This is a genomic window from Vibrio lentus, from assembly GCF_030409755.1.
In the GTDB taxonomy this organism is placed as follows: Bacteria; Pseudomonadota; Gammaproteobacteria; order Enterobacterales; family Vibrionaceae; genus Vibrio; species Vibrio lentus.
On sequence record NZ_JAUFQE010000002.1, the window covers coordinates 1,438,862 to 1,463,438 of the forward strand.

Genomic DNA, 24,577 nt, shown 5'->3' on the forward strand with positions numbered 1-24,577 from the left:
AGTGCTATCGATCTCTGTGATCTGCACTGCCTTCCCTCTTCTCCTTAAATTTTTAATTTATTAAGGGGAAACTATGAACCACCTACAAGCTACACTACAAACCATCAACCAATTCGTTTGGGGACCACCACTGCTTATTCTGCTAGTGGGAACGGGTATCTACTTTACTTTTAGCTTAGGCTTACTCCAGTTTAGACACCTTCCAACTGCGCTAAAAATGGTGTTCACCAAAGATAAATCCGGCACAGGTGACGTATCAAGCTTCGCCGCTTTGTGTACAGCGCTTTCCGCAACGATTGGTACAGGTAATATCGTAGGTGTAGCGACCGCAATCAAGATTGGTGGCCCTGGTGCCCTATTCTGGATGTGGCTTGCCGCTGTCTTTGGTATGGCGACCAAATACGCAGAATGTCTACTTGCTGTTAAATACCGTAGAACCGATAGCAATGGCGAAATGGTTGGCGGCCCAATGTACTACTTGCAATACGGTGTCGGCTCAAGAGTCTTAGCAGTGATGTTCGCTGTGTTCGCCTTGGGTGTTGCCTGCTTCGGTATTGGTACCTTCCCACAAGTTAACGCTATCTTAGACGCGACTGAAATTTCCTTTGGTGCTTCGCGTGAAATGTCTGCTGTCGTTCTTACGATATTGGTGGCAGTGGTAACCCTTGGTGGTATTCAATCTATCGCTAAGGTGGCAGGAAAAGTCGTTCCTACCATGGCTATCATGTACATCGTCGCATGTTTGAGTGTTCTGGTTTCCAATGCAGACCAACTATTGAATGCCATTACCCTTGTTGTGACCTCTGCGTTTACTAATACAGCAGCAACCGGTGGCTTCTTTGGTGCGAGCATCATGCTTGCTATCCAATCAGGTATCGCTCGTGGTGTATTCTCGAATGAGTCAGGCCTAGGTAGTGCACCAATGGCGGCGGCGGCAGCAAAAACGGACTCATGCGTAAAACAAGGGCTGGTCTCTATGACAGGCACCTTCTTCGATACCATCATCATCTGTACCATGACAGGTTTAGCACTTATCTTAACGGGCGCTTGGCAGACCGACCTTTCTGGTGCTGCGATGACCACTCATGCATTCGCTGTCGGTTTGAATGCAGACACCCTTGGTCCTATGTTGGTTTCTGTTGGCTTAATCTTCTTTGCGTTTACCACGATTTTAGGCTGGAACTACTACGGCGAGCGCTGTGTTGTTTTCTTGCTAGGTACTAAAGCGGTTCTGCCTTACAAGATCATCTTCATTGCGTTGGTTGCTTCTGGTGCCTTCTTAAAGCTCGACATGATCTGGCTGATGGCTGATATCGTGAACGGCCTGATGGCAATTCCAAACCTAATCGGCCTGATCTTGCTGCGTCGCGTCGTCATCGAAGAAACAAAGCTATTCTTCAAACCTTTAACTTCTTCAAGTGATTGTGTAGCCGTTAAAGCGTAACCTGAATTGATTGAATACAGCCCGCATTAAAATGCGGGCTTTTTTATATTTATTCAAACGTTAAACTAAAAAAATCATGACTAACACTTATACCCTTACATATAAAATGATATTAATTAGGCCGCTGTGCGAATTAATATACCTCATAGAAAGCTAATAAAACCAAGTCTTAATTAGATGTTACTTATATTTAACAGATTATGTATAAATGGCCATTTTTAGTCATAAACGAATAAACAACGCTTTGTTTCTACCACACAAAAAATCACTAGAATAAAAAATGTGACTTTAATTCATATAATAGTCCGTTTATAGTCATCTACATTGTTGAGAGAATTATAATAAAAATAAAACGTTGGCTATATGATCAGATTTGACCCAATTAAAAACCGTATTTATAACGACGAACGTTCTATTAAAATAGGATATCGTGAGACTCGTGTTTTAGAGTTATTACTTAAAAACTCACCAGAGATTGTGAATAAGCAAGAGATCATTAGTTTCGCATGGGGAAGCGAATTCATTGGTGATACATCACTTGCGAAATGCATCAGTTTACTCCGCCAAGGATTCGTGAAGCTCGGCATCAAAGAGACGCCAATCGTGACGGTACCAAAGGTTGGTTACCGTCTTATCGATGATTGCGTCTTTATCGAATCGCAACCACAAAGCGGAACCACGATTCCTCTCACTCCAGTGAGCGATCAAGTTCCACTCGATAACAGCAGTATTGCGGCCTCTATTGCAAGTAGCCATGAATTTATTCCTAAACCAACTTCGCCTGCTCACCAGAAAATCAGGTCACACAGAAATAGACTCTGTTACTTCACAACCGGTTGTTTGCTGTTTGCATCGGCGCTGTTGGCTTTTGCTAAGGTGCACGACAGAAGCCTAGGCGATATCAACTCAGTCAACCGACTCAATGAGCAGTGGGTTGGTCAGGTTCAAGTATTCCAAGAGTCTGAGATGGCGATGAGCCCTGAACTCGAAGCCATTCTCTACAAATACCAATGCGATTGCGTGGCATACATTAGCGAAGAACCTGACTACTCTGAGCTTTCAATACTCAATAAAGAAACACGCCAGTCCGTCAATATCTTTTACACACCCACGCAATTAGATCGTGCGAGTAGCGAGATAGCGTTATTCCTAGAGAGAGGCCAATTATGATGCCATTTGTTGCTCTATTTTCCGCGTTAGCTCTATTGGTTGGCATATGGAGTATTCCTAACTCTCCACCGCAAGAAGAGCACCGTTACCAACATAGCGTGGTAGACCTCATACTCGATGGAAATGTATTACGTACCGATGGGCTCACCAAAATAAGTAACAACAAGGTTCTGCACCTGATGTCGGTTCAAGATGACAACATGCCCGACCCTATTGTTCTACGGTTTAGAGGTGAGGCTGGCCCTTCTCAATCACTTTCCTTTGCAATATCTGGCACCATTGATTTAGTCTCAGTACAAAAAATAAATAAAACAATGAATGACAGCTTATTGTCGCCCTATCTACTCATCAACAATGACCCATTAACGTTGAAGGTTGATGTCTTAAGTTCGAATGATTTATTTGCCATTATTCGAACGTGTAATACGGGGCGAACACAACTGCTGGCTAAACGATAATTTATCGTTATTTGGCTACCAACTTAATTTATCGAAGTTTAATTAACACCATCCTGAATATTACACATAAAAAACGGATGGTTATTTTTATGGCTATGTCAGTAAGTAACTCTCACGTTTAAACATTCGATTAATCGGATGTTTAAAACAACTGATTACATTTAAAACCTAAGTTAAATTTATATCGTTATTGTTAATTCACATATCAACATAAAGCTGTAGGCGATGTGAATAATATGTCTCCTATTGTACTTACTCATTCACCTCACATGTGATTAAACAACGTCAAAATAATTTGACGTTAAAGTCGCGAGAATAACTCCTCATTTTTCTAAAAACGGTTTGAGCCCCATCAAATAATTGACTTCCATTTGCATACAATTTCACCATAAAAACACTTCTAGTAATACAAGCCATTGAATTAATGAGGCAATTTAATTCAACCCTTTTCAGTATCTATCTATTTATCAACATGAAAAAGTGAATTGGTCTTGTTAACTGCACGGCGCACAAAACATTATCAAAATAGAAAAATTACAAACGAGGGAATTGTTAATGATTAATATAAACAGAAGTCTCTTAGCAACCGCAGTGTTGTCTGTTCTATCTACCGGCGTAAACGCAAAGGTTTACCCAGACCAAATAGTGTTTGACCAACTTGGTGAAGATGTATGTCGCTCTGGTTATCGTCCTCTAGACCGCTATGAGGCTGAAGAACAGAAGAGTGCTTTGGTCGCTCGTATGGGCACTTGGCAGATCACAGGGCTGAAAGGAAACTGGGTGATCATGGGGCCTGGCTATCATGGCGAAATTAAACAATCAAACAGCGGGTCAACGTTCTGCTACCCGAACAATGACCAATCTGAAATTCCAAACTACTCTGCTAAAGCCGTCCCAGAAGGCAGCGAGATAGATGTTGAATATGACTTAGTGAACAACCGCAATGATTTTGTACGTCCTCTTAGCTATCTAGCGCACAACCTAGGTTATGCATGGGTTGGCGGGAATAATAGTCAGTATGTTGGCGAGGACATGACGATTAAACGCTCAGGTGACTCTTGGGTAATACAAGGCAACAGCAGTGGTTCTTGTGATGGTTATCGCTGTGGGGAAAAAACTAAGATCACCGTCGACAACTTCACCTACACGGTTAACGACAATAATTTTTGGCACGGCGATGTCGTCGAGTCCGATCGTGAACTGGTTAAGACCGTTTATGCAACGGCAAGAAACAGAAGTAACATCGCGCAACAAGTCGTTGTCGATCTGAAAGTCGATGAGTCTACAAATTGGTCGAAAACGAATAGCTATGGGTTCTCTGAGAGTGTTCAAACAGAGAATACATTCAAGTGGCCTTTGGTTGGCGAGACTAAGCTAACGATTAAGTTAGAAGCGAACCAGAGCTTTGCTGAAACCAATGGCAACTCCACTAGCGAGCAAGTAACACTTCAAGCTCGTCCTATGGTTCCAGCAAATTCAGAGCTTCCGATTCGAGTTGAGTTGTATCGTTCAACCATCTCTTATCCTTACCGATTCAACGCTGACATCAGTTACGATGTTGAATTCAACGGCTTCCTACGTTGGGGTGGTAACGCATGGCACACCCATCCAGACAACCGCCCTTACAAAGCTCACACCTTCACTATGGGCCGTAGCAGCAATGAATCAGCCGATATTCGTTACCAATGGGATCACAGATACATTCCAGGCGAAACGAAATGGTGGGACTGGGGCTGGGCGATCAAAGAAGCCGGTTTATCGAGCATGCAGTACGCGACTGGAGGAAGCTTACGCCCATTCCACTCTTACGTATCTGGCGATTTTAACGCTGAATCTCAATTTGCAGGCACCATTGAGATTGGACAAGCAACGCCAATTACCAACAGTGTTCGAAGCAAAAGAAGTGTTGATTCAGTCAACGAAACCACTGAGCGCATTGGCGATATCGAAGTTACCACCAACTTCAATGCAGATGAGTTGAGTGACTTAGGTTTCGAAGGCGCTGAGATGAACATTAGCGTTGTTGAATAACACAGTGGCTCACATCTAACACTCGGTTTACCAATAACAAAAAAGCCCACGATACGTCGTGGGCTTTCATCTATTCATCTATTCATCTGCGACAGAAAAGGAAAACTACGCAGGCTCTTCCATCAGAAGCTTAACGCCAAGCCCCACCAGCACCATGCCCGTCACACCTTCCATCCACTTCATAAAGCTCGCGTTTTTAAGCAAGTTTTTAGCGGAGTTCAGAGCCCCAGCCAAACTGCATTGCCACACCATCGCAATCATAAAGTGCACCGACGCCATCACCATGGATTGCAATAAAGGTGAACCTTCTGGGTTTACAAATTGAGGTAAAAAGGCCAAATAGAAAACCGCCGTTTTCGGGTTCAGCACATTAGATAAGAAGCCCTCGCGTAGAGAGCGCTTGGCACTGTATGCTTGCTTAGCTTGCTCCCCAACCTGCATCCCGCCGCCATTTTTCATCAAAGCGCGTAAACTGCTTAAGCCAAGCCAAATCAGGTAAACCGCACCCACCATTTTAACGGCTTGAAAGAGTTCAGCAGATTGAGCAAGAATCGCGGAGATCCCCACAGCAGAGAAAAAGGCATGCACATAAAGGCCGCCACAAATACCAAAGCTGGTCATACAGCCATCAGCTAAGCCCGAGCGGCTAGTATTGCGAATCACCAATGCCGTGTCTAAACCCGGCGTTAGCGTTAAAATAGTGATGGCAATTAGAAATGCCTCAAAGTTCAAAATATCCATATCATTGTCATTCTTGTTCAGCGATCTATCATCAATACCGTGTATCTGAACAATTCGCAAGCAACAATTGCCATCTGCTATACAAGTCACTGATTTTGTGCACAATGGAACAGTTTAATTTGTTAAGAAATAGTAAATTCAAGGCATCGTATCGCTTCCTGCTTTTATCGCTAGATCTTCGACTACGAAGTACAGCGCATTAAAAAGCAAAGCCATAATCAAAGTACATGAGAGATGAACCTTAACCGAAAAGAAATTTAGGGATCATTTAAAGAAACCAAATTAAGAGTAGTCAAATGAGCGCATTCAAAAAACTAGTCGAACACTCTCAAAAATGTTCACGCTTTCAACACCTAGCCTCGATTTGTGGTTGGGACCAAGCTTCAATGATGCCATCTGGTGGCAATCAAGCTCGCAGTGAAGCGATGGCCGAACTCTCTGTTCATATTCACGGGCTAATGACTCAACCACAGCTTGGCGATTGGATTTCAGACGCTGAAAACGAAGCGCTAAATAACGAACAACAATCGTCTCTGCGTGAAATTAAACGCCAATGGCAACAAGCCAACCTACTCCCAGAAAAGTTGGTTGAAGCTAAATCTCTAGCAGGCTCAAAGTGTGAACATGCATGGCGCAGTCAACGTGGTAACAACGACTGGGTTGGGTTCGAAAAGAACTGGCGTGAAGTGGTTGAACTGTCTCGTGAAGAAGCGCAGATCCGCGCAGACGCAGCGAACCTAACACCTTATGATGCCATGCTTGATATCTATGAACCGGGCACAAGCTCTGCTTCACTTGATGTTTTGTTTGCAGACGTTAAGACATGGCTACCAAGCCTGATTGACGAAGTGATCGAAAAGCAATCGAGCGAGCAATTTAACGCGCCATCTGGCATCTACTCGACTGAAAAACAGAAAGCACTTGGCTTAGAAGTGATGAAGCTGCTTCAGTTCGATTTTGAACATGGCCGATTAGATGAAAGTGTTCACCCATTTTGTGGTGGCGTGCCTTCAGACGTGCGTATCACGACTCGCTACGACGAAGCTGAATTCGTTCAATCATTGATGGGGATCGTCCACGAAACTGGGCACGCACGCTATGAACAAGGCTTACCAAAACATCTGGCAGGCCAACCCGCTGGTGAAGCGCGCTCGATGGGTATCCATGAATCTCAATCTTTGTTCTTCGAGATGCAAGTTGGCCGAAGCGACCCATTCATCGGGCACTTAGCAAACTTAGCGGGACAGCAGTTCTCTGGTTCTGAGTTTGAGCAGAAGAACTTCCAGAAGATCTACACTCGAGTGAAGAAAGATTTCATCCGTGTCGATGCTGATGAACTGACCTACCCTGCACACGTTATCTTGCGTTACGAAATTGAACGCGACTTGATCAACGGCAACATCAAACACACCGATGTTCCAGAATTGTGGAATACTAAAATGCAGTCATACCTTGGTTTAAGCACTCAAGGTAATTTCACTAACGGTTGTATGCAAGACATCCACTGGACAGACGGCGCATTTGGTTATTTCCCATCGTACACATTGGGTGCGATGTACGCGGCTCAGTTCATGGCTTCAATGAAGAAGACGGTCGATGTGAACTCAGTAATTGAAAGCGGTGATCTATCCCCTATCTTCACTTGGTTAGAATCAAACATTTGGAGTAAAGGCAGCCTGCTGGCCACCGATGATTTGGTGAAAGGCGCTACGGGTGAAACCTTGAATGCACAGTACTTCAAAGATCACTTGAGAAGTCGTTACTTATAGTCACCTCAATGAGCAGCACTTTCGCTGCTCTTTTTTTTTGCTCGTTATGTGGGAGATGCAAATTTACTCACTTCGTCTCCTCTTGAACCATATACGCCCATTCTTTTGATAGTAAGAGCTCTTGTAGGCCATAAGACGAAAAGCTAAAGCGTCGAAAAATGGAATTTAAGTTTACACTGACGTACTCAGGACTCATTCCACCAGCGATTGTTAAATAAATACATCGGCGTATAGTGACCATTTTTAAAATACAACGAGAGGATATTAATACCTGTGTTAATTACGCCGCCTTAAACGTTCCATCCCCCCCTATAGCTCTCACTGCTAACCGAAGCTTAGTACTAACCTTTAGTATCTTGCTCACTCTTTGCGCTTGTTAATTATCCGCCTATCTTAGGCTGCTTTTTCGCGCCAAAATTTTATCAAAGAAGCACTCATCCGTACCCCAGATCTATTTCTGGTGCGTTTTGCCGTGCCCAAATTGAGAATTCAATGTACAAAAATATCAAACTTGATTGGATGTCGAACATCCGTGGAGACCTACTTGCCGGTCTCGTTGTTGCACTTGCTTTAATCCCTGAAGCCATCGCCTTTTCTATCATCGCTGGCGTTGACCCTAAAGTTGGCTTGTATGCCTCTTTCAGTATTTCTGTTGTAATTGCTTTCACCGGAGGCCGCTCAGGGATGGTTTCCGCCGCCACTGGAGCCATGGCATTATTAATGGTCACCTTAGTCAAAGAACATGGCCTGGAATACTTATTGGCTGTGACCGTGCTGACTGGTGTTCTGCAAATATTGGCAGGATATTTGAAGCTTGGTAGCCTCATGCGGTTTGTCTCGCGTTCTGTCGTAACTGGCTTTGTAAATGCCCTCGCTATCTTAATTTTCCTTGCTCAACTGCCCGAACTCACCAACGTAACTTGGCATGTGTATGCGATGACCGCTGGCGGCCTAGGGATCATTTACCTGTTCCCTTACCTTCCTGTTATTGGCAAATTAATCCCTTCTCCTTTGGTGTGTATCATCATCCTTACTGCGATCGTAATGTGGTTCGATATTGATATTCGTACCGTAGGCGACATGGGGAACTTACCCGACACTCTGCCTATCTTCCTATGGCCAGATGTACCTCTCAACTTAGAAACCTTGTCGATCATTTTCCCCTATGCCGTTGGACTTTCTGTAGTAGGTTTATTGGAATCGATGATGACAGCGACGATTGTTGACGACCTTACCGATACCAGCAGTGATAAGAACCGAGAGTGTAAAGGACAAGGCATTGCTAACATCTTTACTGGCTTCTTAGGCGGTATGGCAGGGTGTGCGATGATCGGTCAATCGATGATCAATATTAAATCGGGGGGTCGCGGCCGATTGTCGACACTATCGGCCGGTGTATTCTTGCTGATTATGGTCGTTTTTCTTGGCCCATGGCTAAAGCAGATCCCGATGGCAGCATTAGTTGCTGTGATGATCATGGTCGCGATCGGAACGTTCTCTTGGAGCTCTATTCGCGATCTAAAGAAGCACCCTTTATCGACTAACATTGTGATGCTTGCTACGGTCATTATTGTTGTGGCTACTCACAACTTAGCCGTTGGCGTGCTTGTGGGCGTGCTGCTTGCCTCACTGTTCTTCGCTAACAAGATCAGTCGAATGATGGTCATCAAAAATGACAGCACGGAACAAAACAGCCGCAGATATACCGTTATCGGACAGGTCTTTTTCGTTTCATCCGATAAGTTTATTGAGTCGTTTGATTTTAAAGAAGTGATTGAATCTGTGACGATAGATTTATCGGCGGCACACTTTTGGGACGTCACCTCCGTTTCGGCATTAGACAAAGTGGTCGTTAAGTTTCGCCGCGAAGGGACACATGTGGACTTGATAGGAATGAACCAAGCCACACGTACCATTGTCGACAAATTTGGCGTGCACGATAAACCCGAAGAAGTTGAAAAGTTATTAGCCGGACATTAAGGAAAACACATGAAAAATATAATCGCTTGTATTGATGGCGCTAACTCAACAACGTCAACCTGTGAAGCCAGTGCTTGGGTTGCGAACAAAGTAGAAGCTCCATTAGTTCTATTCCACGCTTTGGATCATTCTACTCAGCCCGTGGTGAGTGAGTTCTCTGGCCAAATAGGTTTAGGGAGCCAAGAAGAGTTGCTTGAAGAACTAGCTGAGCTGGATGAAGCACGCAGTAAAATCATGCTAAAACACGGTAATACGTTACTGGAAGAGGCTCAAAAATGGGCATTAAACCAAGGCGTGAAAGACGTGAGTAAATTGCAGCGTCACGGCAGTTTATTAGAAGGACTCTTGGATCTTGAAGAAGAGTTACGAGTGTTGGTTATCGGCAGATCAGGAGATTCTCACTCGGTCGGCTCGCAACTTGAAACCGTCATTCGCTCGATTAAAGCTCATATACTCGTTGTGTGTGAAGGCTTTAAGCTTCCAGACTCATACCTGATTGCATTTGATGGCAGTGCCATTAGCGAGAAGCTGATCGACAAGGCAATTCAAACCCCTTTGCTAAAAGGATTAGATTGCCACTTGGTGATGATTGATGATGGCGGAACTAAAGACGCCGCGTTCGAGAAGGCAAGAGTCCAACTCGAAGAATCAGGGATCAGAGTAACCGCAGCCTCACTAACAGGTGCAGTCGATAAAGCACTTATCGATTACCAACAACAGCATGAGATTGGCATGATGGTGATGGGTGCTTATGGGCATTCTCAACTGAGACAGTTTTTTGTAGGAAGTAATACCACCAAAGTTCTGTCGAACAGTTCCGTTCCGTTACTGTTAATTCGATAGGTTTTCGTCGGATCCCAATTCATTGGTGAAATCCCGATTGATCCTTATCTAATGCAATAAAAAATGGCTAAACATCGTGATTTAATCACGCATGTTTAGTCATTTAAACAATCCGTCGTATTCCACTAGCCATTTTTTCCGGCTTAGTTAGCGACCCATTCTATAAGTCATCGACCCTATAAATTACCTAACCTAAAAGCTATCCAGCCTATAAATCACCCAACTTATAAGTCACCAAACCATCATTGTTAACAGTGAAAGTCCAAACATGGTCGCCTTCAACAAAACGATACTGATTGTCTGAGTCAGTCGGCTTCACTTGTTGCAAGAAAACCTGAAGGCCTGACTCCTCAATCAAAAAACCACCATGCGAGGTGTTATTGTCGAGGTTATTAACCACCTCAATATCAATCGTCGATTCAGGCAAAATATCAGGCAACCACCCTCTTTCGAACAAGTTATCCTGTTGCGCTTCTGCGTATGTCGCGTATTGATTTGTAACAGCATCAGAACAGCCAGCTAATAGAACCAAGGCTGATAGTAGGGATATAGCTTTCATTTTATGACCAAATACTTATAAATTTCAGACTGGATCACAACACAAATTGGCGACTCCAGAACTACTTCGAATACATCATTTTAAAACGGCCAATCACCGTCGTACTTCCTAGACACCAGTATAAACTTGTTAGTAAGCATCAATGCCAAGATCTAGTACCACACTTTTCACACTTAAATTCTTCTTCGTGATCAAAGTGGAATGAACCGGTATGAGAATCACCTTTAAACAACAACGTCGTTAAATACTCGAATAAGATATGAAAGCTAGATTGCTTAACCTCTAATGCAGAATCTTCAGATCTTTGGATAGGAACATGCGGAGTCAAACATTGACACTTTTCGCAATTGTGCGGGTGCTTAATATATTTATTATCAAACATTTATATAAACCAAGTGAAGATATAAAACTAACTGCACAATATCAGTTTATCAATCAAATCTCTAACATCATATTCAAGGCGCCATTTGGTTAAATGGCATCAGCAATTCGAAAGAAGCATCAAAAATAGAACACCTTAGAATTCTGCATAACGCATGTTGATGCGTTAGGTTGATGGCTGGAAAGTCATCACCAACTCATTTCCATCGGTGGTCTTAGTTTCAAAACCAAAGTCTTGATAAACCTTAATAGCGGCGACATTGCTGGCAAAGACAGTCAGTCTCAACTCTTTTTCAGAGCGTGACTCTAAAATTGTATTAGCTTTAGCCAACATCTTGGACCCAATGGCTTGCCCTCTGAATTTTACAGAGACATACATCTGAATAATTTCTAAAGCGTTCCCACCAACTGGTGTTAAACCGCATAAGCCAACCAAACCCTCACCGACATAAGCACCAATCATGACACTTTCTTGATTGCCGCTTTCAATAAGCCCCTCAAAATACAGAGTCGGCAATTGCGATTGAGCTTCGTAACCTGAACCAAAGCATTCAGGGTGTAACTTCAAGCTTTCCAGCCTTACAGCACGGTACTTTAGGCTATCTTTACTTGCTACGATTTTACAATCAACGTCCATATTCTCTCCGAGATAGTGATGAATTTTACGTATTTCAAGCGAAGCAATACTTGCAACATTTAGGAGTGGTTTAGCATGTTTTTTTAGCCATGCTTGGGGGCAAACATGATGATCGCCATGCCAAAGAGTGCTATTGATCCACCAACCAAGTCCCACATCGTCGGCTTTTCGCCATCAACAAGCCACAACCATACCAGTGCAACTGAAATGTACACACCGCCATACGCGGCATAAACACGGCCTGTTGCTGTCGGATGAAGCGTTAATAACCAAGCAAACGCTGCTAGGCTTAGCGCTGCAGGGATTAAAAGTAATATGCTCTTGTCTTGCCTAAGCCACAGATAAGGTAAGTAGCAACCTACTATCTCTGCTATTGCCGTTAAAACGAAAAGACCCACGGTTTTAAATTCAAACATAAAAACCTCGAAATGGTGAAAGACGATACCTCGCTAAAATGCTCCTAAAGTGAGGCATTCAGCCAAAGCCGTTATTCCTTTTATGTTACAAGCAATCGACATCAACCGTTAGAGGAAAACTCAAAGATAAATACCGAGCATAATGAATCAACTTAGACGCACTATATTTTTTTAGATACCGTATATTGCTGTTTAGAACCACCGCCTTACTTTTCGGCAATAGTCCTCGTAGTCTCGACCAAATTTATCGCGCATCATTTGTTCTTCAAATTTTATGTACCATCGGTCAGTCACAAGGACAAAGATCGCCGTAAGCAAAAAAGAGGAATTCGCGGCACCGGTCAGTATTGCAAAACCCAACAATGAAATAACAAACCCCAAATACATTGGGTTTCGAGTGTACTTATAGACCCCTTCTGTTACCAATAGGGTTGGCTCATCAAACGTCATGATGTTTGTGTTTCGTTTTTTGAATAGTCGCTTGCCAGACATCGCCAGTAAAAGCCCAACACCAATGACAACCAGTCCAGCTAGGTTATACGGATAAAGCATGTGATGAGGAGAGCCAAGCCACCAGCATATTAAGCTCATACTAATGACGAAAATCAGGAAGAGAATGGGAGGTAATAGTTTTTTCATTTCGATACTCCGTTAAAAGAGTCATCAAGCATATAAAAACCGAATTGCCTTCACCTTAACCTATGTTAAGCCCAGCTCCCGACGAATTCTCGATAGAGTCACGTCAGTAACCCCTATATACATAGCCACATGGCGAAGCGGTATTTTCTTACTTTCGTCACCAAATTCAGTTAAGAATTCTTGGTAGCGTTCTTTGGCACTAAACAGGAGAAAGCCTGCTTCCCTTCTCTCTTTCTTGAGCACAAGACGTTCGAATAATTTACGCAGGAACTCGCCCCAATTACGGTGACTTCTCGATAGCTCAACCAAACTTTCATAACGTATTGAAGCCACAGTACATTCCGTCAGTGCTTGTGCAAAAAAGGGGCTGGGACTCGATTCGATCAATGAGCCCATACTAGTGAACGCGCCACCTACTCTCACTAGAGATTTGTTACGCTCATTTCCCTGTTCATCGATATAAAAATACCGGCCGATCCCATCGAGAACAAAGTGAACATCTGATACCAAATCACCACTATGAAATATGTACTCTTTCGGTTGGTATGTCTGAGTCGTGAAATATTGAACAGCCAATTCCACATCGTTTTCACTCAATGGAGCTATTGCTGAAAAAGTATCGTGTAATCGTATTTTGTGGGAATTATCCATAGTTCCTACTCAACCTAATTCGTTGACAGCACAACTATGCGATGCCTGATGCCATTGTCATAACCTCTCCCTCGGTTTGCGCGTATTACTGTGTATATCGCTTACCACTTTCTATCTAAGTCTTTGCTATAAAGTAAAATAGCTCGCTGATACTCTTTAATGGCATCGCTATTTGTTGTCGACACCAAAAGATCGAGCAATATAGACATCGCTTCCTTATGACGCCCTACATTGTACAAACACATAGCATAAAAAGGCTGAACTTCTATTGAATCAGGATACTCACTCAGAGTCTGCTCGAAATAACTTAAAGCCTCTAGATATTGACCCAAACTTCGATAAGTAGAAGCCAAACCAAATAAAGCATCAAAGCGTTCTGTCGCTGACAACTCGCCAGACAAAGACAAGAGGTAATGATCGATAGCTTCTAGCTCTTTACCTTCGTTGTCATATGACCACGCAATCTGTAAATGAGCTTTCGCCGCATAATGACTGCTGGTTAGCAACGTCTCTAACAAAGAGCGAGATTCGTGATACTTAGCTTCTTGACGTAATTCAATGGCTTCTTTGATGACCTGTTCCATAATTCCCTCGAAACTTATAACGATTATCGACTAGTGGTTAACCTTAACGATTAATCCTAACAAATATTGAGAATCAACCATCAAAATTTACCGCCCTACTGCTGATTAGTACATATAACCTAACCAATCGACGGGAATAGGATGGCTCTTAACTAAAATGAAGCTTATGAAGAGAACGTCATTAGGTGGTAACTGTCTAGCCCATCATCATAAGTTGAAGCAATCACAAAACCATTTGAATGGTAGAAATCAGTAGCGTTTTCATTAGCAACCAAGCATTTTAAGCTCAATGTAGAGTAATGTTGTTTACTGAGATTCAATAGTCTTGCACCCGCTCCATTACGTAATTTATGAGGGCTAACAAAAAGATGGTGGATAAAAGCGTCAGGTTCCCAGATCGAGATAAAACCTAATACTTCGCTCCCTTCAACAGCCACCCAAATTTGTTCGCCGTCCGTATCTCGTTCAAAATCTGACAGTTCAAATACGGTGGTATCTTGCCACGTAAACGTCGTGGTTCGAGAATCTAAATATAGCTGCCTTAATGCAGGTAAATAGTCACGATGATACTGTTCTATTTCCATTATTCGCCTTTATACCGGATGTCCAATTAAGCCACTTTTAGCGCGACCCAGACCCAACGGTATCAATCGCCCTTCAGCATGTCGAAGAAAAGCTGTCTGGATTCTGGTATATTGTCTCTGTGTGTTTCATAACTTACGTGCGCTTCTGAATCCACCGATGGTTCTAATTTAATGCTCCAAAGTGCTCTCAATTGGTTCGGTACAATCGAATACCGTACATCGATAATGCGCATTTCATCCATTGGGTCTTGTGCCACATAGCCATTTGAGAACCAGCGGAAACGTTCAATGTCTTTTGCCTGTTGAGAATCAGGATCGAGCCATGAGAAATCTCTGCTAACGTTGAGTTTAGCGATTGATTCGCCAGGGTATGTCTTAACAGAGGTACCGACCCGCACAGCATCTACGTAGTATCGATTCTCTGTTTCGTACACCACTTTCCAAACCAAGATATTCGCAAAGCTCGGCTTAGCCTCTAACCGGATAGGCGTATGTTGTCGCTCTTGCGCTAGTTGCCATCCTACAGCCTCTGCTCTATCCCTTTGAATCATCCCAAGCGTTGGATAAATCAAAGCCCAAAGAAACGCGACACGAGCCAACCAAGGGACTCGTTTCCATGTTGCAAACACAAGCAAGATTAAAATAGGCAGTGTATAGACAGGGTCGATAATCGAAATGGTGTTCCAAGCATAGCGTTCGTTGGTGAGAGGCCAAAACAACTGAGTGCCGTAAGTAGTGCATGAATCCAACAAAGCATGAGTGCCATAACCCAACGCGCAATACAGCCAACTTTGTTTAAAAGAGAGGCCACGCCTTTTGGCGATCAATGGATGTAAAACCAACGCGCAAATCAAGCTGCCAATGGGAATAAACAAAAGTGAATGAGTAAATTGTCGATGGAACTCCAAAGCCAACAAAGGATCACTCTGCGATCGAATAAGCGCATCTAAATCTGGCGCTAATCCAGAGAGTAGACCCAAAACTCCAGCAACCACCAAGTGCTGCTTTTTGCTCACCGATTGTGACAACGAAGCGCCTAGCACGCCCTGCGTTAACGGATCCATACGTCACTCATTTTTAGCATTCCATTGAATCTAACAAGTACATTTAGCTATAGCAGTGAATCGAGCCAAACAACAAGATTTCATCAACAGACTCATAGACATAATCGTATAAATGTAGACTTGCAAACAAAAAGAAGCATCAGATGAGAAGCTATGAGCAGTAGTCACTCTTGTCCTATTACCTTTCTTAACTTTCTTAACTTTCTCGTTTAGGGTCTTAGCTTGGACGTAAATGCTCTCCAGATTTACCTGCAAACCCTCAAAAAGTTCGACCATTTGTCTTTCACGTCGGACGTCAAATCCAAGGTAAATTCATAACCTAAATGATTCTCACGAGTAATCTCAAAGCCTAGATGCTTGTGAAACTTTACTGACAATTCATTAATGCGTAACACGTTACTGACCAGAACATTTGCTTGATTGTTCTTGAGTGTCTCGGCAATTGAACGGAACAACGCAAGAAAAGCGGCCTTGCTTCGGTAACTAGGATGAACAACAAACATCGGCACAAACCATCGCCCATCACCCAAGTTACGCAGCGTTGTGTATCCTATTAATTGGTCTTTCCTGCGATATTCGAAAAGTAACCCTTGCTCAATGGATTCAGCCCGTGACGCTAAGTAAACTTCTCTCTCGATTGGAAACCCAGCCTCTTTCGAGATTACCTCCAGAGTCAGCATGTCTAGTTTTAAATACTCTTCCATAACTCCCTTTACCAACGAATGCTTGAATGAATGGCTATCAGTAGTAAGTTGCTACTTAATCGTTCGCCACTAACACTGAAACCCAACCCTAAAGCGCCATGCGTTATGAATCAACCTAAATTGCCTATTTAGACTAAAACTCGTCGCTCGTATCTCGCTCATCGTAGTTAGGGAAGTCGATTTTCAGAAAGCCATTTTCATCGAGAGTAAATGACACTCTCCCGCGTTCTATTCCCGATTCATTCATGTCAGAACATCCACGAAAGACCTCCCAATCAAACGAATAATTAAGCTGATACTGAATACCTTCTACGTAACGCACACTTTCTATCTTTATACCGTTCGCGTTGTGAGCCATATGATCTATGTGAGAAAGGTCAGGGATTAACTTGCGTTCAAAGTCACTCTTTTTTTCAGTGAGGAAAACGGCCAATTCAGAGCATAACTCTGAACCGCGAACTAAAGATTTAGACGAACTAGAAAAGATCACGTTCAATTACTCCCGAGACCAATGTTGAATTTGAGTATTCACGCCTCATTAAAGCGAGAAACGATTAACATAAAACATTTTATTTCAATAAGTTAAAAACAAAACCTTAAACCTAGGTTTCGTATAACAAATATGTAGCTTGATAATTCTACATGTTTGAAGCCAACAACAGGTAAGTTTTGACTCATGTCTGGAAAATTGTGAGTTGGGCGTTTCAAACATTAACGATACATCATAGAGGGGCGATATCCGCAACCTAGAACCAACTCCCCGATAGTTGTCATACGATTAACCGAAAGTGTAATGGTTAAAGCTGACACTATTAGCCCAAATATCGATATGCAGAGTCTCTTTGTTACAGTCTCATTGTACTTATACCAACCAATCAAAATTGAAAACACAGTCGAGAATCGCCTTAGCGAAGATACAAAAGCAACGTTTCCTATCGAAGCAGCTTGATAAAATGTCAGTAAAGTTAGTAGGTGAGCCAGAGCGGGGACAATTAAAGAAGAAAAGTCACTTAAACTTATAGTCGATGCCCGTATTCTAAGCAGAAAAGGCAAATAATATAAGAACATGACTAAGCATATGTGCGCCGTCCAATTAACAGCTCCAATCTGACCAGAACCATCTTTATGAATGATTGAACTAAGTGACCAAAGCAGAACGACACATATCATGCTGTTTACCGCTTTGTCTTTTATTATGCTTATTAGGTTTAAACCCTCACCATAAAATATAAAAAAGATCGCAGAAATTATTCCTATGAATCCAAACAAGGAAGGGACTTCATTGTAAAAAACAAAGTTTAAAACTAGCTGAAATACAGGAACAAAGCATAAAAGAGGAATGACTTTGGCTAAGGAACCATTGCGCAAAGCTAAGAGATAAAATGTCATAGCAGCAGCATCAAGCGTGGCAGCCGAGAACATCATTATCACTAGATCAACGTCGTAGTTCACCTTTTCGAGAATGAATATGCAGGATAGACAAATAGGACAAAGAATGAGCAACATTACCGCTGTAGATTGTATTGCTGATAATCTAGATGTCGACTGTTTTAATGAGACATCCTTCATGTTTAAAAAAGCAGCGGATAAAAGAGAAAATAAAACCCACAAAATAGAGTTCTCTAAGTAAAGAATAGTGGTTCTATGTTCTATTGAAATTCAATGGTGTTAATTAACAATTGTTAATGCGGTTTTTTATTCTTGATAAACTAACAGGGCTTATCCCCATGTAATTAGCGATATCAACGCTTGTTAAGTGTTTGACCCAATGCGGAAAATCATTAACTAGATGCTTATATCTTTCTTCGTGTGTATTGAGCAGAAAAAAGCTTTCCTTTTTTTCTTTATAAAGCAGTTGCTGCTCTAGGAGCTGAATTTTTATGTTAACCCATTCTTGAGAATTAAGCATACTCATAGGGACTTTAATGAATTCTACTTTAGTTAATGATTCAATTTGATAGCTAGACTCTCGATTCTCTATCCAACTCGAAAAAAGTATGCAAAGGCTTTGTGGAAAATAAAACTCCTTACATCGCTCTACTCCTGAATCGGAATAATGGCAGGCCTTCAAGATACCAGAGACCAAATAGAATGCATGGGTCTGCTCTTCGCCTTGACGTAGTAATACACAAGATTCATCGACTAATGAAGTTGAAAACGTAGAAAAATAACGTTCAGGATGAGCAATACCTAGCCCTTCAAAAAATGAGCATACGGATTCTATATTTTTCATATTACCTACAATATTCCCTTGAATGGTAGGCTTTGCATTACCCTACACGTAAGCCCTTTCATACAGAAACGAAAGTTAACCACAATAATGTCTAACTTGTATAGGGGCAGTTTCGAGTTAGCAAGTGCCACGAGTAAAGTTCAACCTGAGAAGATTTTGGACAATTCTGAGTCAGTGACTTTGCTAGATTAGTCATTCACGGATAACTTCTGGTATCCCAAAGTTAAGAACGGCGCCTCTATGCGAGATGCCGGGCGTGAAAGCTTTTGGACATTTTCGAGCACGGTTAGTTTTGTCGCTTTTTAAATTACGCACTAATAACGACTAACTATGTGTACTGGCCATTTCACTCGTCAAGCTTTGGCCCGTTGCGCGTTATTACGATTGCTCTCCACAGTACAGTTTTACTAGTACGAATAATTCGCGATTGGGTTAATAGGAGGTCTTTCCTATATATATCTAGCGCCCGAACAAAATTAATAAAACATGTTGATGCTGGTCTGCTTTTATGTCTAAATTCAAGGAGATAGGTTTAGGTCAGAACCGGGAAAGTGGGATAACCCAGTTCGAGACTGTAAAGGTTTGGCAGGTCAACAGAGTTTTGTGGTGGGATTGGTACTCAGAAAGATATCAAACCAATGCCACCTAAAAGGATATTTGAATAAATAGCGAATACTTAAATGCTAACGAAAATTAAGTTACTTACATACTACTTCAATTTTAGTAGGTTAAAAATTGAGAGAGATTTTCCTCAGGAGAATTCATATACAAAGGCCCTTAGTGCACTATACTGGTTAGTTAGTTACATATTAGCTGCTTTGTTTTTCGCTCTATTACTCAATGTTGTTGACTATGATGTCATTGTTGATGCATGGCCATATGACTTTGGCCGAGAGCATGGAAAAAACTTTATTGCTCCAAGTGCTGTATTTTTTCTGATGGTTTGGTACCTGATAAGGCGAGCTTTTATAGCATCCTTCTTAAACGAAAAAGCAATAGTGGAGATAAAGCAATTCTATCGGTCAGAGAGCATTGAGCAGAAAGAACATGACTATCTAATTAATATTGATACTTTTCTATTCTTTGCCACCACGACATCCATCGTTTTTCAAGTATGGCCCGCTTTTATGGTCTGCTTTGCATTATTTTCCGCTCAGGAAGTATGGATACGGAAGCGTTTCTCACCAAGTAAAAGCCAGAACTAACATTACAGCCTAATCAGCGACGCTAAAAATACGCATAAAAACGCATTGATTAATGTCTGCCGAGAAACTCACTTTTTGCAAGAATTTGGGAGTAAGTGAGCATTGATTCTTCGAAGTCAGTCATGAGGAAAAGCACGGTGACTTCAGTGGCGCGTCTGCCACTAAGTAAATGCGTTAACAAACTTCGGGGCACAAACGTGCCAGCGACGATCATGCTGACACGCCTCTGGACAAACCCTTCTTAGGGCAGTCACTTAAATTAGGCAAATGCTGATAATTTCTGGGAATGGAAAGTCACTTTATGAAATGTCTAATTTTGCAGGTGCAGCTCAGATCACGCAGAGAAGTTTCGGGGCAGATAATTTTCACTTTATTGGCTGTTTATTCAATTTAGAATATATCCTTGGATTTGTTGAGTGGTTATTGTTTTTTAGTCTAAATATAAATTACAATGCTATTTTTATATATTAATATACTAATGATGAAAACAAAATTATCCCTAATATTTTTACCTTTTTGCTTAGTTGGCTGTGTAAATATGCAAGAGTTAGACTTGGTTAATCAAGGTGAATATTTAGTGCTTGAGAGAGATCTAACAAGAATTAGGACTCACGCCGTTTTGGGTATTCAAGACTTATTTCCAACATCTTGGGTTGAGGGTGTCTCCTCCGGAGTATATGTTTCAGAGGGGCAAGATTCTCAAGGTATGTTTTATCAAAGTGTAAATTCCTGCATCGGTTTAGAAAACAAGAGAAAAATGGTCGGATACATGCATGGGTGGGACTGTGGCATTTGGGTTCCCTACAATAAAAATGAAGTCGTTAAATCCTACATCCATAATGATAGCCACACTTTTGGGGCACCTTCCTATTTGGATTGGTACGCGGAATTTACATATGACCAATTTGAATCAACTTTGAAAAAACAATAAGAAATAGAGGCAAAGGGGAGCAATTTTATCTCAAACTTGCACAAAGATGTTTGTTGATTCCCTTACTTTAGTTGTTAACTTTTTCTAAACGAGTCTCTTTGAAATGGTTGAACGTCTCATACACTCAACGACCCACCTGAAAGATGACTCCAAGAAAAAAGTTTTTCTTAATGAAAAAAGTTCAAATAGAGGAAGACGCACGCCCCTAAAATTTTTAGAGCATTTGATCTAACAAGTTTTGGGGCAGAAATGCGTTAGCTAGGATTTCACAAACCCTGTGATCACCAAGCGATTCTGTCGTATCGTAACTACCAAGCGACTTTGTCATTCGCTTAATTACCGAGGGAAATTGACGGTCTCTATTTTTACGTAATCCTTTGACTAGTGCTACGAATTAGTCAGGGGTGTATAGGATGATCGTTATGGATACTCAATCTCAGCTTACCGTGGATATCATCGCGAAAGTTGCTCTCGGTAAAATATCAATTACTAATGCCTCTAAGCTCCTCAATAAGTCTCGCAGAACCATTGAACGTTATCTCAGGCGATATCGCTCTGATGGTATCCGATTTGTGGTTCATGGCAACACAGGAAGGACACCCGCTAATAAAATACCCATTACCTTAAAGCAGCAAGTTCAAGCTCTTATAAAGGCCAAGTATTACGACTTTAACATGCTTCATCTCGCCGACATGTTAGAGGTATTTGAAGGCATCAAAGTAAAGCGGGAGACGCTTCGTACCTGGGCACATGAAATCCATCATGTAAAACGAGCCAAACATCGACGTTCTAAGGTAAGAAGACGACGTGAGCGTATGGAGGCCGAAGGCTTAATGCTGCAAATGGACGGCAGTCCACACCTTTGGTTCGGTGATAAAAAATCTTGTCTTATCGCCATGATTGATGATGCAACCAGTGAGGTTCATGCGGAGTTTTTCCCTTCAGAAACCACCGAAGGATGCCTCAAAGTAATGAAAACTTATATCGAGAAAAAAGGGCTTTTTAAGACTCTTTATGTCGATAGAGCTGGCATCTTCGGTGGACCAAAACGTTGCCACTTCTCCCAGATGCAACGAGCCTGTGAAGAGCTGGGTATAGAAATTATTTTTGCCAATTCGCCTCAAGGCAAGGGTCGCATCGAACGTGCCTTTGATACGTTCCAAGATCGTCTAGTCCCTGAGTTAAGGTTGGCTGGGGTTACTGATATGATCAGTGCAAATAACTACCTACAAAACACCTTCATCCCTGAGTATTGGGCAACGACCCTCACAGTTAACGCCAAATTAATGCGCTCTGAGCATACACCCGTTCCGAAGTACCTGAACATTGACGCGATATGTATTCAAAAAGAATATCGAAAAATCCGTCGAGATCATACCTTCAGTTACGCCAACGCAATGTATCAAATCACCTCCCCGTTACGGCACTCTATCGTGAGTCAACAAGTCGAATTACGTAAGCAACTTGATGGGGGTTTTACGGCTTATTTTGCCGACCGAGAGTTATCGATTAAAGAGCTTACTGAGCCTAGCTCTAGGAAAGAATACGGAGAAGAAGTTCAGAAAAAGCTCGATGTCATAGAGCTTGCCAATAAGTTAGGCAATGTGAGAGAAGCGGCTCGACAAAGCGGTTGTTCTGTCAAAAGCATTCACAACAACCGTCAATTACTTGAAGCCCATGGCCCACTTGCTTTGAAACGTCTGTATGGTCAATCACACAACAATAATCGCATCGATGAAAAGACTCGAAATATCGTCATCTCATTAACACTAAAATCGCCTCACCTAACCTCTATTAGGATAAGTGGTGAGATGAGGAAGCGCTTTAACATCTCGATTAGTCACTCAACAGTAAGGAACATCTGGCTTGAAGAAAAGCTGAATACAAGAGAGTTACGGGAGGCACGTGCCGAGGAATCAATTATCGAATAGAAACTAATCTGCAATAGTGGACTACTATGAATAAAGCAACGACAGAATCCTTCGGTATTTAGACCGTCAACCTCCCTCGGTAATCACATAGGATTTCACAAACCCGAAGACAAAGAGAAACAACTTAACGGGTATTACATTAAGATCTAGGCAGCACTGCCGCCTAGTTTAAACCATCACATCATCAGCCAGCGCTGCTAAACAAATACTAAAGAACAGTGACGCCTTCAATCTCGATCACTGAGTTAGCGTTCGCTCTCTCGATTATTTTTAATAAGGTTGTTTGAATGAGCTCATTGTCTCTGATTTCAGTTTCACATGAGAAGCGCTCTTCTTGGACACTATCGCCCTCACCTAGCGTGAATTGAACAGCCACTTCAGTTGCGCACTCTTTAGTCGCTCCGTAGTACGCTAGAGTAATTTTAGGATAACCGTTAAAGCCTTTTTTGACCTGTTTAGCGATACGTTTTTTAGCTTTATCCAAGTTCATATTACTTCCTGTTTAATAGTGTTCCTAAGACCAATATAACGCCCAATTCATTAGTAAACCAACACAAATCTGAACCTCACGTAAAACACCTTTGCAGTAAAACCATTAAGGACTAAAAATGCCAAGCAATGGGAATCATTTTTCAGTGCTTAGCTATAATCTGACTCTAGGTTGAACACCTTTTCTAACCACATCGAACTGATGTACTGCCCGTTTTTCTTTGCGTACTCTTTGTAACTACACCTCAATACATTTACCTGTAGGCATCGCCTCCAGACGGTCTCCAAGTACTTCTTTCAACAAACCATAAGCCTTCTGGCCAGTACAGTGCCCTGTGTAAAGTTTATCAATCGGATATTCTGATAGTGCAATGCCGAGATCTTTAATGCCTTGCTTGGTTCCGCCAATACTATTGAATAGTGGTAACCCAACGAGATGAAAGCCCCCAACAACCGCCTTAATCTTCTCTCCTGGGAAAAGATCCATCGCAGTATCAACCATGTTGAGAACGCCACTGTGCGCACAACCGGTGAAGATAACTAAACCATCACACTCTTTGATTACCAATAATAACTCGTGATCGAACGAATCTTGCTCCCATCCACTTTGAGATTTTGTATAAAGGTATTGGTTTCCCTTTGGCTTCTCATGCTTAGAGTTGATATCTGTGACGGCAAAAACATTTGGGGCAATTTCAGTCGTTTTATTGATGAAGACTAACCGATCATTATTATTTTTTAGGAGCTCTGCATTGATACCAACATCACTTCTAAATCCATAAGATCGAAAGTAATAATTCTTTTCTTCGCAGTTTTTTAAATACACTTTCGCTTTAGAATTATGTTCAACAAAGTCGGTAGTGCCATTGCAATGATCATGGTGTCTGTGTGATATAACGGCTAAATCGACATCTTCAATATCAACATCCAATAGAGCAGCATTTTGGCAAAACGTAATGCCACTTCCCATATCGAATAATATCTTTGAGCACTCAGTTTCAATATGCAGTGATAGCCCTCGCTCAACGGCTAAATCTTGCCTTTCATCTAATCGGGTATTATCTACCAATGTCGTTATTTTCATGGCTTCCTTCAGGCTCTTTCTAACGCTTACGCCTAGAGCTTGCGAATCC

General features: G+C 42.0%; 26 protein-coding genes and 1 pseudogene. 10 read left to right on the forward strand and 17 right to left on the reverse strand.

Annotated elements, in window-relative coordinates; genetic code table 11:
• Positions 1-73: 73 nt before the first annotated feature.
• The 4 genes from QWZ07_RS14970 (at position 74) to QWZ07_RS14985 (ending at position 5,103) form a co-directional block, all read left to right on the forward strand.
• On the forward strand, positions 74-1,444 hold the full coding sequence (locus QWZ07_RS14970) for an alanine/glycine:cation symporter family protein (RefSeq protein WP_192854311.1): 1,371 nt from the start codon (positions 74-76) through the stop codon (positions 1,442-1,444).
• 363 nt (positions 1,445-1,807) lie between these two features.
• Complete coding sequence (locus QWZ07_RS14975; protein ID WP_102558225.1) at positions 1,808-2,614, forward strand: winged helix-turn-helix domain-containing protein; 807 nt, start codon at positions 1,808-1,810, stop codon at positions 2,612-2,614.
• Positions 2,611-3,072 (forward strand): hypothetical protein, encoded by a 462-nt coding sequence (locus tag QWZ07_RS14980; protein WP_076669475.1) that lies wholly within the window; start codon positions 2,611-2,613, stop codon positions 3,070-3,072. Before QWZ07_RS14975 ends, QWZ07_RS14980 begins: the two co-directional genes overlap by 4 nt.
• A gap of 555 nt (positions 3,073-3,627) precedes the next feature.
• Positions 3,628-5,103 carry an aerolysin family beta-barrel pore-forming toxin gene (locus tag QWZ07_RS14985; protein ID WP_192854310.1) on the forward strand — a complete coding sequence of 492 codons (1,476 nt, stop codon included), beginning with the start codon at positions 3,628-3,630 and terminating at the stop codon, positions 5,101-5,103.
• Positions 5,104-5,208: 105 nt separating this feature from the next.
• On the opposite strand, the gene QWZ07_RS14990 is transcribed toward QWZ07_RS14985, so the two are convergent.
• Positions 5,209-5,844 carry a LysE family translocator gene (locus QWZ07_RS14990; RefSeq protein WP_065104032.1) on the reverse strand — a complete coding sequence of 212 codons (636 nt, stop codon included), beginning with the start codon at positions 5,842-5,844 and terminating at the stop codon, positions 5,209-5,211.
• A gap of 296 nt (positions 5,845-6,140) precedes the next feature.
• Between QWZ07_RS14990 and QWZ07_RS14995 the strand changes: the two genes are divergently transcribed.
• The 3 genes from QWZ07_RS14995 to QWZ07_RS15005 all read left to right on the forward strand — a co-directional run bounded on the left by QWZ07_RS14995 (position 6,141) and on the right by QWZ07_RS15005 (position 10,436).
• Positions 6,141-7,613 (forward strand): carboxypeptidase M32, encoded by a 1,473-nt coding sequence (locus QWZ07_RS14995; protein WP_192854309.1) that lies wholly within the window; start codon positions 6,141-6,143, stop codon positions 7,611-7,613.
• A 492-nt stretch (positions 7,614-8,105) separates the two neighbouring features.
• A complete protein-coding gene (locus QWZ07_RS15000) occupies positions 8,106-9,593 on the forward strand; it encodes a SulP family inorganic anion transporter (protein ID WP_192854308.1) in 1,488 nt (495 codons plus the stop codon).
• A 9-nt stretch (positions 9,594-9,602) separates the two neighbouring features.
• On the forward strand, positions 9,603-10,436 hold the full coding sequence (locus QWZ07_RS15005) for a universal stress protein (RefSeq protein WP_192854307.1): 834 nt from the start codon (positions 9,603-9,605) through the stop codon (positions 10,434-10,436).
• A gap of 208 nt (positions 10,437-10,644) precedes the next feature.
• On the opposite strand, the gene QWZ07_RS15010 is transcribed toward QWZ07_RS15005, so the two are convergent.
• The 13 genes from QWZ07_RS15010 to QWZ07_RS15065 form a co-directional block, all read right to left on the reverse strand.
• A complete protein-coding gene (locus QWZ07_RS15010; protein ID WP_192854306.1) occupies positions 10,645-10,995 on the reverse strand; it encodes a YbbD-related protein in 351 nt (116 codons plus the stop codon).
• 139 nt (positions 10,996-11,134) lie between these two features.
• Entirely contained in the window at positions 11,135-11,377 is a 243-nt protein-coding gene (locus QWZ07_RS15015; RefSeq protein WP_225998579.1) for a hypothetical protein, read from the reverse strand.
• A 165-nt stretch (positions 11,378-11,542) separates the two neighbouring features.
• Positions 11,543-12,013 (reverse strand): GNAT family N-acetyltransferase, encoded by a 471-nt coding sequence (locus QWZ07_RS15020; RefSeq protein ID WP_192854305.1) that lies wholly within the window; start codon positions 12,011-12,013, stop codon positions 11,543-11,545.
• Positions 12,014-12,096: 83 nt separating this feature from the next.
• Complete coding sequence (locus QWZ07_RS15025; protein WP_192854304.1) at positions 12,097-12,429, reverse strand: YnfA family protein; 333 nt, start codon at positions 12,427-12,429, stop codon at positions 12,097-12,099.
• A gap of 192 nt (positions 12,430-12,621) precedes the next feature.
• Positions 12,622-13,068 carry a methyltransferase family protein gene (locus tag QWZ07_RS15030; protein WP_136994864.1) on the reverse strand — a complete coding sequence of 149 codons (447 nt, stop codon included), beginning with the start codon at positions 13,066-13,068 and terminating at the stop codon, positions 12,622-12,624.
• A gap of 60 nt (positions 13,069-13,128) precedes the next feature.
• Entirely contained in the window at positions 13,129-13,719 is a 591-nt protein-coding gene (locus QWZ07_RS15035) for a Crp/Fnr family transcriptional regulator (protein WP_192854303.1), read from the reverse strand.
• A gap of 101 nt (positions 13,720-13,820) precedes the next feature.
• On the reverse strand, positions 13,821-14,303 hold the full coding sequence (locus QWZ07_RS15040; RefSeq protein ID WP_192854302.1) for a tetratricopeptide repeat protein: 483 nt from the start codon (positions 14,301-14,303) through the stop codon (positions 13,821-13,823).
• 164 nt (positions 14,304-14,467) lie between these two features.
• Complete coding sequence (locus QWZ07_RS15045) at positions 14,468-14,887, reverse strand: GNAT family N-acetyltransferase (protein ID WP_102558237.1); 420 nt, start codon at positions 14,885-14,887, stop codon at positions 14,468-14,470.
• Positions 14,888-14,949: 62 nt separating this feature from the next.
• The gene (locus QWZ07_RS15050; RefSeq protein WP_192854301.1) at positions 14,950-15,951 is read right to left on the reverse strand and encodes a metal-dependent hydrolase; all 1,002 of its coding nucleotides are present in this window, start codon (positions 15,949-15,951) and stop codon (positions 14,950-14,952) included.
• A gap of 245 nt (positions 15,952-16,196) precedes the next feature.
• Positions 16,197-16,655: a GNAT family N-acetyltransferase gene (locus QWZ07_RS15055; protein ID WP_192854300.1), complete on the reverse strand. Its 459-nt coding sequence runs from the start codon at positions 16,653-16,655 to the stop codon at positions 16,197-16,199.
• Positions 16,656-16,788: 133 nt separating this feature from the next.
• Positions 16,789-17,145, reverse strand: a complete 357-nt coding sequence (locus QWZ07_RS15060) for a hypothetical protein (protein WP_136994853.1) — start codon at positions 17,143-17,145, stop codon at positions 16,789-16,791.
• Positions 17,146-17,366: 221 nt separating this feature from the next.
• Positions 17,367-18,266, reverse strand: coding sequence for an EamA family transporter (locus QWZ07_RS26405; RefSeq protein WP_192854299.1), 900 nt, complete (start codon positions 18,264-18,266; stop codon positions 17,367-17,369).
• 61 nt (positions 18,267-18,327) lie between these two features.
• Entirely contained in the window at positions 18,328-18,888 is a 561-nt protein-coding gene (locus tag QWZ07_RS15065; protein ID WP_136994851.1) for a Crp/Fnr family transcriptional regulator, read from the reverse strand.
• Between the two features lie 680 nt (positions 18,889-19,568).
• On the opposite strand from QWZ07_RS15065, the gene QWZ07_RS15070 reads away from it, so the two are divergent.
• The 3 genes from QWZ07_RS15070 to QWZ07_RS15080 all read left to right on the forward strand — a co-directional run bounded on the left by QWZ07_RS15070 (position 19,569) and on the right by QWZ07_RS15080 (position 22,955).
• Positions 19,569-20,093: a hypothetical protein gene (locus tag QWZ07_RS15070; RefSeq protein ID WP_099165485.1), complete on the forward strand. Its 525-nt coding sequence runs from the start codon at positions 19,569-19,571 to the stop codon at positions 20,091-20,093.
• 478 nt (positions 20,094-20,571) lie between these two features.
• Complete coding sequence (locus tag QWZ07_RS15075; protein ID WP_192854298.1) at positions 20,572-21,024, forward strand: hypothetical protein; 453 nt, start codon at positions 20,572-20,574, stop codon at positions 21,022-21,024.
• A 413-nt stretch (positions 21,025-21,437) separates the two neighbouring features.
• A complete protein-coding gene (locus QWZ07_RS15080; protein ID WP_080967516.1) occupies positions 21,438-22,955 on the forward strand; it encodes an ISNCY family transposase in 1,518 nt (505 codons plus the stop codon).
• 208 nt (positions 22,956-23,163) lie between these two features.
• Here the strand turns inward: QWZ07_RS15080 and QWZ07_RS15085 are convergent, their stop codons facing one another.
• From QWZ07_RS15085 to QWZ07_RS15090, 3 genes and pseudogenes are all read right to left on the reverse strand, one after another.
• Complete coding sequence (locus QWZ07_RS15085) at positions 23,164-23,445, reverse strand: hypothetical protein (protein WP_102297952.1); 282 nt, start codon at positions 23,443-23,445, stop codon at positions 23,164-23,166.
• A 149-nt stretch (positions 23,446-23,594) separates the two neighbouring features.
• Positions 23,595-23,681, reverse strand: a pseudogene (locus tag QWZ07_RS26500) (GNAT family N-acetyltransferase); the annotation flags it as partial.
• Between the two features lies 1 nt (position 23,682).
• The gene (locus tag QWZ07_RS15090; protein ID WP_192854751.1) at positions 23,683-24,528 is read right to left on the reverse strand and encodes an MBL fold metallo-hydrolase; all 846 of its coding nucleotides are present in this window, start codon (positions 24,526-24,528) and stop codon (positions 23,683-23,685) included.
• Positions 24,529-24,577: the final 49 nt, after the last annotated feature.

Bases quoted from the DNA above. Each gene is read 5' to 3' on its own strand.
- QWZ07_RS14990 (WP_065104032.1), bottom strand. From the start codon at position 5,844: ATGGATATTTTGAACTTTGAGGCATTTCTAATTGCCATCACTATTTTA.
- QWZ07_RS14970 (WP_192854311.1), top strand. From the start codon at position 74: ATGAACCACCTACAAGCTACACTACAAACCATCAACCAATTCGTTTGG.
- QWZ07_RS15070 (WP_099165485.1), top strand. From the start codon at position 19,569: ATGCTAACGAAAATTAAGTTACTTACATACTACTTCAATTTTAGTAGG.
- QWZ07_RS15045 (WP_102558237.1), bottom strand. From the start codon at position 14,887: ATGGAAATAGAACAGTATCATCGTGACTATTTACCTGCATTAAGGCAG.
- QWZ07_RS15050 (WP_192854301.1), bottom strand. From the start codon at position 15,951: ATGGATCCGTTAACGCAGGGCGTGCTAGGCGCTTCGTTGTCACAATCG.
- QWZ07_RS15055 (WP_192854300.1), bottom strand. From the start codon at position 16,655: ATGGAAGAGTATTTAAAACTAGACATGCTGACTCTGGAGGTAATCTCG.
- QWZ07_RS15035 (WP_192854303.1), bottom strand. From the start codon at position 13,719: ATGGATAATTCCCACAAAATACGATTACACGATACTTTTTCAGCAATA.
- QWZ07_RS15085 (WP_102297952.1), bottom strand. From the start codon at position 23,445: ATGAACTTGGATAAAGCTAAAAAACGTATCGCTAAACAGGTCAAAAAA.
- QWZ07_RS14980 (WP_076669475.1), top strand. From the start codon at position 2,611: ATGATGCCATTTGTTGCTCTATTTTCCGCGTTAGCTCTATTGGTTGGC.
- QWZ07_RS15025 (WP_192854304.1), bottom strand. From the start codon at position 12,429: ATGTTTGAATTTAAAACCGTGGGTCTTTTCGTTTTAACGGCAATAGCA.
- QWZ07_RS15065 (WP_136994851.1), bottom strand. From the start codon at position 18,888: ATGAAAAATATAGAATCCGTATGCTCATTTTTTGAAGGGCTAGGTATT.
- QWZ07_RS15090 (WP_192854751.1), bottom strand. From the start codon at position 24,528: ATGAAAATAACGACATTGGTAGATAATACCCGATTAGATGAAAGGCAA.
- QWZ07_RS15005 (WP_192854307.1), top strand. From the start codon at position 9,603: ATGAAAAATATAATCGCTTGTATTGATGGCGCTAACTCAACAACGTCA.
- QWZ07_RS15075 (WP_192854298.1), top strand. From the start codon at position 20,572: ATGATGAAAACAAAATTATCCCTAATATTTTTACCTTTTTGCTTAGTT.
- QWZ07_RS15080 (WP_080967516.1), top strand. From the start codon at position 21,438: ATGATCGTTATGGATACTCAATCTCAGCTTACCGTGGATATCATCGCG.
- QWZ07_RS15010 (WP_192854306.1), bottom strand. From the start codon at position 10,995: ATGAAAGCTATATCCCTACTATCAGCCTTGGTTCTATTAGCTGGCTGT.
- QWZ07_RS14985 (WP_192854310.1), top strand. From the start codon at position 3,628: ATGATTAATATAAACAGAAGTCTCTTAGCAACCGCAGTGTTGTCTGTT.
- QWZ07_RS15015 (WP_225998579.1), bottom strand. From the start codon at position 11,377: ATGTTTGATAATAAATATATTAAGCACCCGCACAATTGCGAAAAGTGT.
- QWZ07_RS15020 (WP_192854305.1), bottom strand. From the start codon at position 12,013: ATGGACGTTGATTGTAAAATCGTAGCAAGTAAAGATAGCCTAAAGTAC.
- QWZ07_RS15040 (WP_192854302.1), bottom strand. From the start codon at position 14,303: ATGGAACAGGTCATCAAAGAAGCCATTGAATTACGTCAAGAAGCTAAG.
- QWZ07_RS14975 (WP_102558225.1), top strand. From the start codon at position 1,808: ATGATCAGATTTGACCCAATTAAAAACCGTATTTATAACGACGAACGT.
- QWZ07_RS15030 (WP_136994864.1), bottom strand. From the start codon at position 13,068: ATGAAAAAACTATTACCTCCCATTCTCTTCCTGATTTTCGTCATTAGT.
- QWZ07_RS15000 (WP_192854308.1), top strand. From the start codon at position 8,106: ATGTACAAAAATATCAAACTTGATTGGATGTCGAACATCCGTGGAGAC.
- QWZ07_RS14995 (WP_192854309.1), top strand. From the start codon at position 6,141: ATGAGCGCATTCAAAAAACTAGTCGAACACTCTCAAAAATGTTCACGC.